This is a genomic window from Stenotrophomonas sp. STEN021 (genome assembly GCF_056760175.1).
On record NZ_JBRREH010000057.1, the window covers coordinates 14,939 to 29,190 of the forward strand.

General features: G+C 65.2%; 12 protein-coding genes. 8 read left to right on the forward strand and 4 right to left on the reverse strand.

Annotated features, from left to right (window positions below; translation table 11 throughout):
* The first annotated feature begins 81 nt into the window (after positions 1–81).
* The 3 genes from ACVOL0_RS13075 to ACVOL0_RS13085 all read left to right on the forward strand — a co-directional run bounded on the left by ACVOL0_RS13075 (position 82) and on the right by ACVOL0_RS13085 (position 3,502).
* A complete protein-coding gene (locus tag ACVOL0_RS13075; RefSeq protein ID WP_481549466.1) occupies positions 82–2,001 on the forward strand; it encodes a hypothetical protein in 1,920 nt (639 codons plus the stop codon).
* Between the two features lie 45 nt (positions 2,002–2,046).
* Complete coding sequence (locus tag ACVOL0_RS13080; protein WP_481549467.1) at positions 2,047–2,250, forward strand: hypothetical protein; 204 nt, start codon at positions 2,047–2,049, stop codon at positions 2,248–2,250.
* Positions 2,251–2,413: 163 nt separating this feature from the next.
* Positions 2,414–3,502, forward strand: coding sequence for a serine hydrolase domain-containing protein (locus ACVOL0_RS13085; protein ID WP_481549468.1), 1,089 nt, complete (start codon positions 2,414–2,416; stop codon positions 3,500–3,502).
* 131 nt (positions 3,503–3,633) lie between these two features.
* On the opposite strand, the gene ACVOL0_RS13090 is transcribed toward ACVOL0_RS13085, so the two are convergent.
* A complete protein-coding gene (locus tag ACVOL0_RS13090; RefSeq protein WP_481549469.1) occupies positions 3,634–5,829 on the reverse strand; it encodes a primosomal protein N' in 2,196 nt (731 codons plus the stop codon).
* Between the two features lie 421 nt (positions 5,830–6,250).
* On the opposite strand from ACVOL0_RS13090, the gene ACVOL0_RS13095 reads away from it, so the two are divergent.
* The 4 genes from ACVOL0_RS13095 to sppA all read left to right on the forward strand — a co-directional run bounded on the left by ACVOL0_RS13095 (position 6,251) and on the right by sppA (position 11,305).
* On the forward strand, positions 6,251–7,270 hold the full coding sequence (locus ACVOL0_RS13095; protein ID WP_481549470.1) for a hypothetical protein: 1,020 nt from the start codon (positions 6,251–6,253) through the stop codon (positions 7,268–7,270).
* A complete protein-coding gene (locus ACVOL0_RS13100; protein ID WP_481549471.1) occupies positions 7,257–7,823 on the forward strand; it encodes a DUF3106 domain-containing protein in 567 nt (188 codons plus the stop codon). Before ACVOL0_RS13095 ends, ACVOL0_RS13100 begins: the two co-directional genes overlap by 14 nt.
* Positions 7,824–7,962: 139 nt before the next feature.
* On the forward strand, positions 7,963–9,327 hold the full coding sequence (locus ACVOL0_RS13105) for an MATE family efflux transporter (protein ID WP_481549472.1): 1,365 nt from the start codon (positions 7,963–7,965) through the stop codon (positions 9,325–9,327).
* A gap of 70 nt (positions 9,328–9,397) precedes the next feature.
* On the forward strand, positions 9,398–11,305 hold the full coding sequence (gene sppA / locus ACVOL0_RS13110) for a signal peptide peptidase SppA (protein WP_481549473.1): 1,908 nt from the start codon (positions 9,398–9,400) through the stop codon (positions 11,303–11,305).
* Positions 11,306–11,520: 215 nt separating this feature from the next.
* Here sppA and ACVOL0_RS13115 read toward each other — a convergent pair whose 3' ends face one another.
* A complete protein-coding gene (locus ACVOL0_RS13115) occupies positions 11,521–11,751 on the reverse strand; it encodes a hypothetical protein (protein WP_481549474.1) in 231 nt (76 codons plus the stop codon).
* 95 nt (positions 11,752–11,846) lie between these two features.
* Here ACVOL0_RS13115 and ACVOL0_RS13120 point away from each other — a divergent pair, with 95 nt between their 5' ends.
* Entirely contained in the window at positions 11,847–12,623 is a 777-nt protein-coding gene (locus tag ACVOL0_RS13120; RefSeq protein ID WP_481549475.1) for an SDR family oxidoreductase, read from the forward strand.
* Here ACVOL0_RS13120 and ACVOL0_RS13125 read toward each other — a convergent pair.
* Together ACVOL0_RS13125 and ACVOL0_RS13130 are read right to left on the reverse strand one after the other, a co-directional pair.
* Positions 12,611–13,222, reverse strand: a complete 612-nt coding sequence (locus tag ACVOL0_RS13125) for a DUF4124 domain-containing protein (protein WP_481549476.1) — start codon at positions 13,220–13,222, stop codon at positions 12,611–12,613. The two genes, ACVOL0_RS13120 and ACVOL0_RS13125, sit on opposite strands and share 13 nt — an antisense overlap.
* 14 nt (positions 13,223–13,236) lie before the next feature.
* Positions 13,237–13,905, reverse strand: coding sequence for a DUF4124 domain-containing protein (locus tag ACVOL0_RS13130; protein WP_481549477.1), 669 nt, complete (start codon positions 13,903–13,905; stop codon positions 13,237–13,239).
* Positions 13,906–14,252: the final 347 nt, after the last annotated feature.

Consider the following 14,252-nt stretch of genomic DNA (forward strand, 5'->3'; position numbering starts at 1 on the left):
TGTCATTACCTGATTTCGTGGATGTGGCTTGGATGGTGCCGGCGTTAGCGTTGTCCCTTGTTGATTCGGGGGATCCGTGCCATGAAACGTCAGTCCGTTACCAGGACCAGACCGCTGAAAGTCGCACTGGCGGCTGCCATCACGCTTGGTTTGCATCCGTTGTTGCCGGCGCAGGCGGCTGAGGTCGCAGGCGGCACCGCGGCGACTACGCCTTGTACCCAGGATGCCGCAACGGCGGCGATGGCGTGCCAGGACGGCAGCAGGGTAGGCGCGGATGGCGGCCCGGGCCCATCGCGTCCAGGTTGGAGCAGCTCTGCGGGCGGGCAAGGCAACGCCACCCGCAATACCGCGATCGGTCAGGGCAGCTCGGCTGGCATGGGTGGGCAGGGCGCCAACGGTACGGCCGGAGGAAACGGCGGGGTGGGCGGCAACGGCGGTACCTACAACCTGGCATTCGGCGCGGGTAGCAGTGCCGGCAATGGTGGCAAGGCCGGCGATGGTAGCGCCGGGGGCACGGGTGGGAATGGTGGCGCGGGTGGCAATTACAACATCGCCCTTGGCGATGGCAGCCAGGCCGGTAATGGCGGAGAAGGCATCGAGGGCTGCTGTGGTTTCTCTGCCTCCCCGGGAACGCTTGGCACAGACAACAATGTCGCCATCGGCAGGAATACAAAAGCCACGGGCGGCGGATCGGTGGCGTTGGGCTTTGGCAGCAGTGACGGCGGCCTGGCCAATGTGGTGTCGGTTGGCTCGGCGACATTGAAGAGGCGCATCACCAATGTTGCCGCCGGTGTCGCCAGCGACGACGCAGTCAATCTTGGGCAGTTGAATGCACTGGTCACCTCCACCACAGCGGGATTGGCGGGAGTTGCCGGATGGCTGGGCGGTGGCGCGGGCTACAGCGGCGGTGTGCAGGCTGCGCCGACCTATTCCATCCAGGGTGTGGCACATCACGATGTAGGTAGTGCATTTGGCGCACTGGATGCGACCGTCAGCCAACAGCAGACCAACCTGCAGGCGTATGCTGACAACGGCGCGGCGGCGACGCTGGCGGCGGCCAATGGCCAGACTGCGGTGCGTGAAGCAGCGATACGTACGGACATGGGAACGGGTGACGCGGCCACGCTGGTGTCTGCCAACCAGTACACGGATACGCGCGATAGCGCTGTCCGCGCGGATATGGCCGGCGGTGATGCAGCAACCCTTGCTTCTGCAAACAGCTACACCGATACCCGCGAAGCCGCCATCCGTGGTGACATCGCAGCCAGCGGCACCGCTGCGCTGGATGCGTCCAAGGCACATACCGATGCACGCGAAGCGGTGATACGCACCGACATGGCCGCTGCGGATGCGCAGACGCTGACTTCGGCCAACCAGTACACCGACGCCCGCGAGACCGGCATCCGTAGTGACATGGGCGCTGGCGATGCTGCAACCCTGGGTTCGGCCAATCAGTACACTGACCAGCAAGTCGCCAATAGTCAGTCGATGGGTTTGCAGGCGGCGCGAGCGCATGCCGATGCCGGCGACGTCGCAACCTTGGCCGTTTCCAGCGGCTACACCGATGCGCAGGTGACAACAGTGCGCAGCGAGGCCCGCGCTGGAGATGCCGCGACACTGGCTTCTGCAAACCAGTACACCGATACAACCGCAACCCAGACCCTGCGCAGCGCCAATGCCTATACGGACAGCGCGTTGGCGGCATTCAGCGACGACTTCACCCGCTTCCATGATGGCGTGGAGCGACGCCTGCGCAACCAGGACAGGCGCATCGACCGGATGGGCGCGATGACCTCGGCGATGACCAACATGGCGATCAATGCCAGTGGCGGACAAAGCGCGCGCGGCCGCATAGCGGTGGGTGCCGGGTTCCAGGGCGGCGAGCAGGCACTGTCGATCGGCTATGGCGTGCGCCTTGGTACACGCGGTTCCTTCTCATTGGGTGGTGCTTTTGGTGGCGGTGAGAAGTCTGCCGGTGTTGGCTTCGGCGTTGATCTGTGATGTCGACGAACTCGGGGGCATAGCGTGGCAGCTGTCGCGGTGCTGATGAAGATGCCTCTGGATGGGCCGGCATTCGCTGCCGAAGCGAGCCTGGAGTGGCCGAACCGTCGCGTCTGCAGGAGGCCCTGGATCGTGCATGACCCAAGGCTGCGTCGTGAGCTCGAGCTGACTATTGGCAGTTCGGCATGGCATGCCGTCTTCCGTGAGCAGAAGCGGATGCAGCTGCTGGTGCTGCATCCGCGGCGCTGAGTTGTGGAAAGCCAGGTTCAAGCCAGCCATGGTGCCAACGGATGCCTGGCACTGGTGATCGCGCTTTAAACCTTTTCGTTGTTTCGAGCATCCAACTCTGGAGTCGGTAATCGCGGTGGTCGCGATTCGCCACGCCCTAGCCAGTCACGACCGGAGCCAGACGATGCGACGTGCAAGTCCCCGAAACCTGCTGTGCCTGGTAGCGTTTCTCTGCCTGCTTCCATTCCAGTTGGCTGCGGCCACGCTGGATGCTGCCAACGACGCAACCCGGCGCTTCATTGCTGCCACCATGCAGGACAGAGGCATTCCGGGGCTGCAGGTTGCAGTGATCAAGGGCGGCAAGGTGGTGTTCTCGGAGGCACGGGGCCTGGCCAATGTCGAGTACAAGGTGGCAGCTACGCCTGCAACTCTGTTTCCGGTCAACTCGGCGACCAAGGCATTCACCGGCGTAGCAGTGATGCAGCTGGTCGAGGCGGGGCGGCTGGACCTCGATGTACCGATCTCCACGTATCTGCAGCAGCTGCCTGCTGCGTGGCAGGGAATTCGTGTGCGTCAATTGCTTGCGCATACCTCCGGCCTGCCGGATATCGTCGACGCACAAGGGCTGATTGGTGGTGGCTCCGAGGCGCAGGCTTGGAAGCTGGTTGAGCAGCTGCCGATGCAGGCTTCGCCAGGTGAGCGGTTCGTCTACAACCAGACCAACTACGGCTTGCTCGCCAGAATCATCAGCCAGCGCAGCGGCAAGCCCTACCCGGAGCATCTGGCAGCCAGTCAGTTCGATGTTTTGGGCATGAAGCATGTTGGCTTCGGTGGCAGCTACGATGTACTGCCGAATGCGGCGACCATGTACAGCTTCTTTCCCCGCAGCAGTGATGCTGCCGATGTACCAAAGCGGCTGTCACGTTGGTTTTACGATATGCCGCAAGGCCTGTGGGCCGGTGGTGGTATCCAGACCACCGCCGATGATCTGGCACTGTGGTTGGCAGCTTTGTTGCAGCAGCGCGTGTTGAGCACTGCCAGCCTGACGCGGATGTGGACGCCAGAGCGTTTGAATGATGGTAGCGAAGGTGACTGGGCCGCAGGTTGGCCAGTGACAGGACCGGCGGGGAAGCGTCAGGTCAGCAGCTTCGGCGGTGCACGAGCGGCGTTTGTGGTCTATCCGGACGAGGGCCTGGCAGTGGTGGTGCTGACCAATCTTGTCGGTGCCAACCCGCAGCAGTTCACCGGCCAGATTGCCGACTTCTACCGGTAGCAGCGTAGTGCCGAGCCATGCTCGGCAGTGGCTCTACCGGTAAGGCTTCAGCCGAGCATGGCTCGGCTCTACCAAGGTCACGTGCATTTTCAGCTTCGCGGCTGACGCCGCTCCTACAAACCCCAACGGACTCAATACAGATCCATCGGGTCCACATCCAGCGACCAGCGCACGCGGCGCGCCTGCGGCAGGCCATAGGCCTGTGCCATCAAGCCATCCAACGCTGCGTGCAAGGGACGCCGTTGTTCGGCTGATAGCAACAGCTGCGTGCGTTGGAAACCTGCGCGGCGTGGCATTGGTGCCGGCATGGGCCCAAAGCGTTCGACGTCGCTCTGTTGTGGAAGCAGGTGCTTGAGCGCGCCGAGGAATTCGTTGGCCTGCTCCACCTGCTTGGCTTCGGCACGCAGCATTGCCATATGTGCAAACGGTGGAAACCCGGCCGCTTCGCGCTGCAGTAGTTCGGCATCGGCAAAGGCATGGTAGCCGCCGTTGACCAAGGTGTGCAGCAAGGCATTGTCTGGGTGGTGCGTCTGCAACCAGACTTCGCCGGGACGCTCGGCACGGCCGGCGCGGCCGGCGACCTGGATCAACTGCTGCGCCAGTTTTTCACTGGCACGGAAGTCGGCCGAGAACAGGCCTTCATCGATACCGACGACGACCACCAAGGTCAGCTTCGGCAGGTCATGGCCCTTGGCCAGAATCTGCGTGCCAACCAGGATGCCGGGTTGATCGCCAAGGGTTGCCAGGGTTTGCTCCAGCGCGTCGCGGCGACTGGTGGTGCTGCGGTCGATGCGCAGCACGGGGTAATCCGGGAACAACTGCAGCAGGCGCTCTTCCAGACGCTCGGTACCAATGCCCTGCGGTTGCAGCGCAAGGCTGGCGCAATCCGGGCAGGCCAGCGGCACCGGCTGGCGCGCGCCGCAATGATGGCACTGCAGGCGGCGGCCGCCGCCGTGCACGGTCATCGGTGTCTTGTGCAGCGGTGTGCTGCAGCGCTTGCACGGTGCGGTCCAGCCGCAGTCATGGCAGAGCAGTACCGGCGCATAGCCGCGGCGGTTCTTGAACACCAACACCTGGCTGCCGGCCTTGAGGTGCTGCTCGATGCCAACCAACACTTCCGGTGACAAACCGTCCTGCAGCGGCCGCTTGCGCACGTCAAACACGCGCACGCCAGGTGGCTTGGCGTCGCCGGCACGTTGCTGCAGACGCAGGTGCGTGTAGCGGCCGTTGCGTGCGTTGTGCAGGGATTCCAATGAAGGCGTTGCGCTGCCCAGCACCACCGGCACGTTCAAGGCCTTGCCGCGCACCATGGCGAAATCGCGTGCGTGGTAGCGGATGCCATCCTGCTGTTTGTAGCTGCCGTCGTGTTCCTCGTCGATGACGATCAAGCCGGCCTGCGGCAGCGGGGTGAAAATCGCCGAGCGGGTGCCGACGATCACCCGCGCTTCGCCGCGCGAGGCGGCTGCCCAGACGCGAGCACGTTCGTTGTCGTTCAAGCCCGAATGCAGCGCATGCACCGGAATGCCCAGGCGGCTGCGGAAGCGGTGCAGGGTCTGTGGGGTCAGGCCGATTTCCGGAACCAGCACCAGCGCCTGTCTGCCTTGTTGCAGGCAATGGCAGATCGCCTGCAGGTAGACCTCGGTCTTGCCGCTGCCGGTAACGCCGTCGAGCAGGAAGGGCTGGAAGCCTTCGGCCGCCTGCAGCGCGTCTATCGCCGCTTGCTGCTGCGGGTTCGGCAGCGGGCCGGCGACGATACGCGGCTGCGGAATCACCGCCGCCACTTCGATGCGCTGCGCGTGCTCGCGCTTGAGCAGCGCACGCGCGGCGCTGCGCCAATCTTCCAGCTGATCGTCCAGCAGGTCTTCGTTGACCGCACCCTCCAACAACAGCGTGGCCAGGCGTTGTGGACGGGTGCCGCTGCGCAGGCGCTGGTAACCGGCGCGACCGGCTTCAGTGAGTTCCCAGGCCCAGCCGTGGGTGCCGGGTAACGGCTCGCCGCGACGCAGCGGCGCCGGCAGCGCGGTGGCGATCACCTCGCCCAGCGGGGCGTGGGTATAGCGCGCCAGCCAGCGCAGCGAGGCGCTGAGTTCACCCTGCAGCAGCGCAGCCTCATCCAGCCACTGCAGGGCCGGGCGCAAGGCTGCCGGGTCATTGCTGTGGCCGATGGCCTCGACCACCCCAACCAGCTCGCGCGTACCGAATGGCACCCGCAACCGACGTCCCACATCACTGGCCTCGGGCGCTGGCGCGCCGGTCGGGGGCAGGTAGTCGAACAGTTGGGGCAGCGGCACCGGCAGGGCGAGGCGCAGAGTGGGGCAGTCAGGCATGGACCAAGTTTAGCCGCAGCCGAAGGTTTGGCTGCCGGCATTCACCCGCGTCCACATGCTGTGAAGTCCTGCATAAATGCGGCGTAAACGCTGGCTGCGCTTGGAGATTTATTGTTATCCACACTTCCTGTGGATAACTCTGTGGGTGAGTAATGTGCTCCACGCGTTCAGGGCGATGGAGCAAGCCTTTGGGTCAACTTGGTCAAAAAATAGCCACATCAAATACTCAATTAAAATCAACAAGTTATCCGTGAAACAAAAAAGAAATACAGTCTCACGGCAGCTTGCTTGAGTCGCTTGTCATAGCGTATTGACGCTGTGCACAAGTTGTTGCAGAGGCTTGCGGAATCGGTCCGGTAATGGCTTGGGGCGTCGGCAGCAGGGTGTGCGCTCGGTATCATCACGGCATGACGGAGTTCACATGATGGCTGCACCAGCCCCTCTTTCGCCGGCCGCAGCCAATGCTCTGTCCGCCTTTTTGCGCGGGGTGGAACGCCGCGCCCTGGTCGTTGCTGAATTGCAGGCCGGCGATGCCGCCGTCGGCGAGCGTGCGGTGGCCGTGGCCATGCGGGCGTTTGCCGGGCATGCCGCGCAGCTGCTGATGGTCGAATGGCCAGCCCGCTTCTGGGGCCTGCTATGCAGCACCCCGCAGCTGCTGAAGCCGACCAATCCGGGCAACTGGGAGCCAGCCTTCGCCCATCTGGGCACGCTGGCAGCGGGTGAGCGTCTGGCGCTGTTGCTGCGGATTGGCGCCGGCCTGGATGAAGCACCCGCCTCGGCGGTGCTGGGCGTGGACGTCAATGCGTATCGGCAGGCTCTGACGGGTGCCTGCCCGATCGATGCCGGCGGTCGCCCGGATGCGGCCAGCTGGCGCGCCTTGGCCGAACAGGTGCAGGCACTGATCCGCGACCTGTCGCCGCCACGCCTGCAGCAACTCGAACAGCTGCGCGAATCGGTGATCAGCGGCGCCTTGCCTGCCGCCTCCGCTCCGGCCGCTGCTGCAATCAGCACGTTGCGCGTGGAAGACGACCGCCGCCGCAGGCCTGCGCCGCGGCGCAAGCAGTCCAAGCCGTGGACGCTGCGCACTTGGCTGCTGCTGTGCCTGCCGCTGTTGCTGCTGGCAGTGGTGGCGCTGTGGTGGTGGCGTTCGCATACGGCGCCGAGTGCCGACCCGAGTGGCGGCAATGGCTTGGCCGACAATGGCCCGGTGCAGGTGGAAGCGCTGCCCGACGACAGCACCCCGGCCGGACCGGGCGAAGACCCGCACGCGGCTGCCGATGCGGCAATGCTGGCCGATCCGGCGTTGGATACCGCTCGCGATGCTGATTTCAATGCTTGGTATGCAGCCGGTGGCCCGATCCCGGTGGATGAATCACAGCCGCAACCCAGCCGCCCGGAACCGGTCGGCGCTGCCTTGGAAACGAGCGATGCGGATGAGTAAGTTCGGCGTGGTCTGGCTGGTTCTGGTCGTGGCGCTGCCACTGCATGCGGCCGCACCGACGGCTGTGCCAGTGCTGTCATCCAGCCCCGTCAATGCCAGCGTCGTCAGCACGCGCAGTGCCTGGGCGTCGATGAGCCCGGAGCAGAAGCGCGAGGTTCGCAGTCGCTATGCAGCCTGGCAGGCGCTGCCTGCCAGTGAACAACACCGCATCCACCAGGCAGCGGCCGCAATCGCCGCATTGCCGGATGCGCAGCGCCAAGGATTGCGTGCGCGCTATATGGCCATCGACCAGATGCACCGTGATGGTTGGTTGCTGGGCCCGCAGCTGGGTGTGTTGTATCCGCGCCTGCAGCCCCTGCTGGGCTACCTGCCAGCTGCCGAGCGCGAGCCGGCGATTGCCCTGCTGCGGCAGCTCGATGCCGCCCAGCTGGAGCAGCTGAGCCTGATTTCGCAGCGCACCCCGCCGCAACAGCGTGAAGAACTGCGTACCCAATTACTGGCCTTGGCACCGGCACAGCGCGATGCCTGGTTGCGCGAGAAAGTGGGGCATTGAGCGCCGCGCTGTGCGCCAGCGCACCGCTTGTTCATCCGCGGTGCGGGGCCGCAACAGTGTTGCCACGCTAGAATAGGCGGCCCGCGACCCGGCATCTGTGCGCTTCCTGCGCCGGCCGTAGTCCGCGTCTGTTGGTTCTATGTCCATGTCTCCCGCCACGCCGCGCTTCATGCAAGAAGTGCGGACGACCGGTCTGCTTGCCCTGCCTCTGGTGCTGGGCCACGTTTCCACCGGTCTGATTGCCTTCGTCGACAACACCATTGCTGGCCACCATGGCACCGATACCTTTGCTGCGGTCAGCATCGGTACGGCCCTGCTATGGCTGCCGATGCTGGTGCCGATCGGCACCTTGATCTCGCTCACCGCTTCGGTATCGCAGCTGCACGGCGCTGGCCGCGACCGCGAAATCGGTCCCTTGTTCCGCCAGGCACTGTGGCTGGGCGTAGGCCTGAGCGCGCTGATGTTCCTGTTCCTGAGCGTGGTCCCGGCGTTCCTGCCAGCCTTCGGTATCGCGCCTGAAATCGTGCCCGGTGCCACCGACTTCCTGCATGCCATCCGCTGGGGCGTGCCCGCGCTTACCCTGTACTTCTGCATGCGCTACCTCAGTGAAGGCATGCATTGGACGCTGCCGACCATGTTGATTGGCTTCGGCGGCCTGTTGGTGCTCGGTCCTTTGGGGTACGCGCTTTGCAACGGCAAGTTCGGTTTCCCCGAGCTCGGTGCCGAAGGCCTGGGCATCGCCTCCTCGGTGACCATGTGGGTGCAGGCCATCGCCTTTGCCACCTATCTGTGGACCACCAAGCGCTTCGCCCACCTGCAGTTGTTCAGCCACTTCGAGCTGCCGCGTCCGCGTGCGATCTGGGACCTGCTGCGCACCGGCTTGCCGATCGGCATCACCGTGCTGATGGAAGGCGGTCTGTTCATCATCACCGCGCTGCTGATCGGGCGCATTGGTGCCACCGAGGCCAGTGCCCACCAGATTGCGATCAATGTGGCGCAGCTGTGCTTCATGATCCCGATGGGCGTGGCCGAGGCCACCACCGTGCGCGTCGGCCATGCCGTCGGCAGCAATGATCCGCTGGGCGTGCGCCGTGCCACCTGGGCTGGTTACGCGATCGTGCTGGTGACCCAACTGGTGTCGATCACCGCCTTGTTGCTGGGCCATGACGCGGTGGTGGGGCTGTATACCGACGACCTTGCGGTGGCCGCTTTGGCTTCCACCTTGCTGTTGTATGCGGCCACCTTCCAGATCCCCGACGGCATCCAGGTGCTGTCCGCTGGCGCCCTGCGTGGGCTCAAGGACACTCGGGTGCCGATGTTCATTGCCATGTTCGCCTACTGGGGCGTGGGCATGCCGGTCGGCGCCGGGCTTGGACTGGGTCTGGGCTGGGGCCCGCAGGGCATGTGGATTGGCCTGATCATTGGCTTGACCGTGGCCGCGGTGCTATTGGGGTGGCGGCGGCGGGTCAGCAGCCGCCGACTTATTGCCCAGGCCGCCCCCTGACTTAAAGGCTATGCCGGTGGCCTCCGGTTATGCGTATCCTGACTTGCAACCAGCCCCAATCGGAGCGTCCATGAATCCCCCCCCAGTGCCACGCCGCAATCCCGTTGCCAGCTTCTTCATCGGCATTTGGGATGTGATGAACTTTACCCGGCGGTTGATCCTCAACCTGTTGTTCTTTGGTTTGTTGTTCCTGGTCCTGATCGTCCTGATGATCGCCGTGGGCAAGGGCGCTTCATCGGCACCGACGCTGCAGGAAGGCACCACCCTGGTGATCGCTCCGGAAGGCAGGCTGGTCGAGCAGTACAGCACCGATCCGCTCAGCCGCGCGCTGGGCAAGGCGCTGGGCGAACGCAATGCCGAAGAACTGCAGTTGCGTGACCTGATCCGTGCCATTGAAGCGGCCAGGGACGACAAGAAGATCAACCGTGTGGTGCTGCAGCTGGACAAGCTGCAGCCCAGCGGTTTCGCCTCGATGCGTGAAGTGACCGCGGCGTTGCAGGATCTGCGTGCGGCCAACAAGCAGGTCGTGGCCTTCAGCGAGAACATGGGCCAGTCGCAGTACCTGCTGGCCGCGCAGGCCGACGAGGTCTACCTCGACCCGATGGGCGGTCTGTTGCTGGAAGGCCTGGGTCGCTATCGCCAGTACTTCCGCAGCGGTCTGCAGGACAAGCTGGGCGTGGACGTGCACCTGTTCAAGGTAGGCGAGTTCAAGTCCGCCGCTGAGCCCTATGTGCTGGACGCCGCCTCGCCGCAGGCCAAGGAAGCCGACCTGTTCTGGATGAACGACGTGTGGCAGCGCTACCTCGGCGACATCGCCAAGGCACGCAAGCTCGACGCCGCACAGCTGGCCGCCGGCATCGACACCTTGCCGGAAGGTGTTGCCGCAGCCGAGGGTGACCTGGCTCGCTTCGCCCTGCAGCAGAAGCTGGTGGATGGCCTGAAGACCCGCGAAGAAGTGGACGCCCTGCTCACCGAGCGCGGCGTGGCCGACGGCGATGCTGACGGTGGCTACCGCCAGATCGGCCTGGGCGACTACCTGACCCAGCTCGACGCACGCCGGTCGCCGATGGATTCGCGTCCGCAGGTAGCGGTGGTGGTGGCCGAAGGTGAAATCGCTGGCGGTGACCTGCCGGCCGGTCGCATCGGCGGCGTCTCGACCTCGGCGCTGCTGCGCGAGGCACGCGACGACGATGACGTGAAAGCGGTGGTGCTGCGCGTGGATTCGCCCGGCGGTGAAGTATTCGCCTCCGAGCAGATCCGCCGTGAAGTGGAAGCGCTCAAGGCCGCCGGCAAGCCGGTGGTGGTGTCGATGGGGGACATGGCCGCATCCGGTGGTTACTGGATCAGCATGAACGCCGACCGCATCTATGCCGACGAATCCACCATCACCGGCTCGATCGGCATCTTCGGCATGATCCCGAATTTCGCCCGCAGCCTGGACAAGATCGGCGTGCACACCGACGGCGTTGGCACCACCCGTTTTGCTGGTGCCTTCGATGTGACCCGGCCGATGGACCCGGCCGTGGGCCAGGTGATCCAGTCGGTGATCAACAAGGGTTACGCCGATTTCACCGGCAAGGTGGCAGCGGCACGCAACAAGCCGGTTGAAGCGGTGGATGAAGTCGCACGTGGTCGGGTGTGGAGCGGCGCGCAGGCCAAGGAACGCGGTCTGGTTGATGCCTTCGGGGGTTTGAAGGCGGCCGTTGCCGATGCGGCGCAGCGCGCCAAGCTTGGTGAAAGCGACAAGTTCCGCGTGCGCTACATCGAGAAGGCCGCCACCCCGTTCGCGCAGTTCATGACCGGCTTTGCCGGTAGCCGTGCCGGCGCCTGGATGCTGGCCGACTCGGGCATTGCGCGCATGCTGATTGCCAAGCAGATGCCGGAGCTGGACACCCAGCTGCGCTTTGTCGAGGACGCAGTGAAGGACCGCAATGGCGCACCGGTGAAGTCGCTGGCCTACTGCTTCTGCGGTTTGTAAGCGCGCTCGATGGGTGAGTGCAGACAACGCCGCCTTCGGGCGGCGTTGTCGTTTCTGCCCTGTAGTGGGGGGGGGGGGGGGGGGCGGGGGGGGGGGGGGGGGGGGGGGGGGGGGCGGGGGGGGGGGGGGGGGGCGGGGCCGGCGGGGGGGGGGGGGGCAATGGGCTTTACCAGGAAAGCCTCTGCCGAGCATGGCTCGGCACTACAGACGACGTGCTATTTGGCGGTATCGGTGGCGCCAACCGCTGCATCCAGCTCGGCCTTCTGCGCTTTGCTGGCCTGCTCGGCCGCCGCTGCGGTGGCCTTGGCCTGATCCAGATCCTTCTTCATTGCATCACGTAGTGCTGTGGCCTGCGGATCGGGCCTGCGTTCGGTGTCCGGCGCTTGTGGCTTGCACGCTGCCAAGGCAAGCAGCAACGGCATCATCAACAGGGAAAGACGCTTCATCGGCATGCTCCGCTGGGCTCAGGCAGCTATCCTAGCCCCAACTTCCTGCAGCGTCCCTTCACAGGCGCCGCACCCCGCATCGATGAGGAAACACAATGAACCCGCAGCGTTGGCGCCTGGATGGGCAAACCGCCTTGGTCACCGGTGCCAGTGCCGGTATTGGCCTGGCAATCGCACGTGAACTGCTGGGCTTTGGTGCCGATGTGCTGATCGTCGGGCGCGATACCGATGCGCTGGAAACCGCACGCGATGAATTGGCTGATGCGTTTCCCGAGCGGGCCATCCATGCGCTGTCAGCCGACGTCAGCGATGACCAGGATCGGCAGGAGATCCTCGACTGGGTCGAAGACCACAGCGATGGCCTGAACATCCTGGTCAACAACGCCGGTGGCAACACCACCAAGGCGGCAACCGAATATTCCGAAGACGAGTGGCGCCGGATCTTCGAGACCAATCTGTTCTCGGCCTTCGAGCTGTGTCGCTACGCGCATCCGTTGCTGACCCGCCACGCGTCTTCGGCCATCGTCAACGTCGGTAGCGTCTCTGGCATCACCCATGTGCGCAGCGGCGTGGTCTATGGCATGACCAAGGCGGCAATGCAGCAGATGACCCGCAACCTGGCCTGCGAATGGGCCGAGGACGGCATTCGCGTCAACTCGGTGGCGCCGTGGTACATCCGCACCCGCCGCACTTCCGGGCCGTTGTCCGATGCCGATTACTACGATGAAGTGATCGCGCGCACGCCGATGCGTCGCATCGGTGAGCCGGAAGAAGTGGCCGCTGCAGTGAGCTTCCTGTGCCTGCCGGCATCAAGCTATGTCACCGGCGAATGCATCGCGGTGGATGGCGGCTTCCTGCGCTACGGCTTCTGAGTCTTGCAGTCGCTGCCAGCCAGCAGCGACTGCAGGCGGAGGTATTTCTCTTGCAGCGTCTCGGCTTGGCTGGCCGCGGCAAAACGCCATTCCGATTCCGCTTCGTTTACCCATTGCTCCCAGCTGGTGCACAGCTGCACTGGATTGACTGCCGTGCAGGTATCGCGAACCACTTCGCAGGCATCGCCGGCACCGGTGTTCGGGTTGCCGTCCAGGCCGGTGACCTGCATGGTCACGCAGCGTGACGGCGGCTCACTGGTTTCGCTGAAGTAGGTCTGGCCTTCGCGGGTGCGGCATTGGAACAGCTCGGGCAGCGGTACGGGCGGTGCCACCACAACTGCCGCGGCCTTCGCCGGCTCGGGTGCCGCAGCAGCGGGAACAGGCACGGCGATCAGTCGCGGTAGTGCTGCAGGGGCTGGGCTCGCAAGCGGTGGCGGAGGTGGCGGGCTTTCCACTGCCTGCATGATTTTTTTGCTCTGCTGCTGCGTGCCCTTGGGACAGGGCATGTTTTGCACGGTGAGTGCGCCGCTGGCATCGGTGCAGCGGTAGAACACGACCTCGCCTGCCTGCGCGGCGGCGCTGGCTAGCACTAGAAGCATGATCAGGCCACGCATCAGGTCCCCCCGCAATCCTGCTCAAGCCTGGCGTCGATGCCGCGTTGTTCGCGCATCAATTCCTGGCGCTCGCTCTGCAGCGCGCTGTTGTAGCGGCGGATCAGTTCCCAGCGCCGATCGCGCAGCCGCGCGCAGACTTCCTGCGGTGGCAGGGCATGGCAACTGTCGCGGACCAGCACCGAACCCATCGGCACCGCGACACCGGCTTGCCACGGAATACCGCCACCGCCGGGTGGGCGCGGCGGGCGTGGGCCTCCGTGGCCGGGACCGTGGAGCGGGTAGGCATAGCCCCAGGTCGGTACCCAGCGTGGGTTGCCGTCGTTGTTGTCGCTGGTATAGCGCTCGCCATCGCTGGTGACGCACTCATACATCGGCTGTGGTGGCTGCACCGTGACTACCCTGACCTCGCGCTGGATCACCGGTGCGGTTGTGGTCGTGGCTGCTGTAGTGGCCTGTCGCGGTGGTGGGTCCTTCGGCCTGGTCATCTCCAGCACCTGTTGCTGATGCGTCTTGGTGCAGGGCGCATCCTGCAGCGACACCGCGCCGTTGCTGCCGACGCAGCGGTAGATGCGTACGTTGTCTGCCGAGCTGGTGGGAGGCGGATCAACCGCCAGGGCCGCGATGGGCAAGCAAAGCAGGCAACCGAGCAGGGGCAGGCGAGCGCGCATGGCGGCAGTGTGCCACGGCCGCTGTGGTGGTGTTGCAGGAGCGGCGTAAGCCGCGAAGCTGACAATGGTTGCCGGCCGCGTTCCTGTGTGGAGCCGAGCCATGCTCGGCTGTGGCTCTACCGGTGAAGCCCCCTGCCGAGCATGGCTCGGCACTGCATCTTTGTTCCCTCCCTTTGGCGAAGCCAAGGGGAGGGTTGGGGAGGGGTTGGCTTTTCGGCATTGCGGGGAGCCCCCCTGTAGCGGGGGGGCCGGCGCGGGGGGGGGGGGGCCCGGGGGGGGCCCAGCCCCCCCCCGGCGGGGCGCGCACAGCTGCCCCGGGGGCGGCCAGGGCCCACGCCCGCGCCCGG

Coding starts and splice junctions, on each gene's coding strand:
- ACVOL0_RS13075 (WP_481549466.1), top strand. CDS start 82: ATGAAACGTCAGTCCGTTACCAGGACCAGACCGCTGAAAGTCGCACTG.
- ACVOL0_RS13080 (WP_481549467.1), top strand. CDS start 2,047: ATGAAGATGCCTCTGGATGGGCCGGCATTCGCTGCCGAAGCGAGCCTG.
- ACVOL0_RS13085 (WP_481549468.1), top strand. CDS start 2,414: ATGCGACGTGCAAGTCCCCGAAACCTGCTGTGCCTGGTAGCGTTTCTC.
- ACVOL0_RS13090 (WP_481549469.1), bottom strand. CDS start 5,829: ATGCCTGACTGCCCCACTCTGCGCCTCGCCCTGCCGGTGCCGCTGCCC.
- ACVOL0_RS13095 (WP_481549470.1), top strand. CDS start 6,251: ATGATGGCTGCACCAGCCCCTCTTTCGCCGGCCGCAGCCAATGCTCTG.
- ACVOL0_RS13100 (WP_481549471.1), top strand. CDS start 7,257: ATGCGGATGAGTAAGTTCGGCGTGGTCTGGCTGGTTCTGGTCGTGGCG.
- ACVOL0_RS13105 (WP_481549472.1), top strand. CDS start 7,963: ATGTCCATGTCTCCCGCCACGCCGCGCTTCATGCAAGAAGTGCGGACG.
- sppA (WP_481549473.1), top strand. CDS start 9,398: ATGAATCCCCCCCCAGTGCCACGCCGCAATCCCGTTGCCAGCTTCTTC.
- ACVOL0_RS13115 (WP_481549474.1), bottom strand. CDS start 11,751: ATGAAGCGTCTTTCCCTGTTGATGATGCCGTTGCTGCTTGCCTTGGCA.
- ACVOL0_RS13120 (WP_481549475.1), top strand. CDS start 11,847: ATGAACCCGCAGCGTTGGCGCCTGGATGGGCAAACCGCCTTGGTCACC.
- ACVOL0_RS13125 (WP_481549476.1), bottom strand. CDS start 13,222: ATGCTTCTAGTGCTAGCCAGCGCCGCCGCGCAGGCAGGCGAGGTCGTG.
- ACVOL0_RS13130 (WP_481549477.1), bottom strand. CDS start 13,905: ATGCGCGCTCGCCTGCCCCTGCTCGGTTGCCTGCTTTGCTTGCCCATC.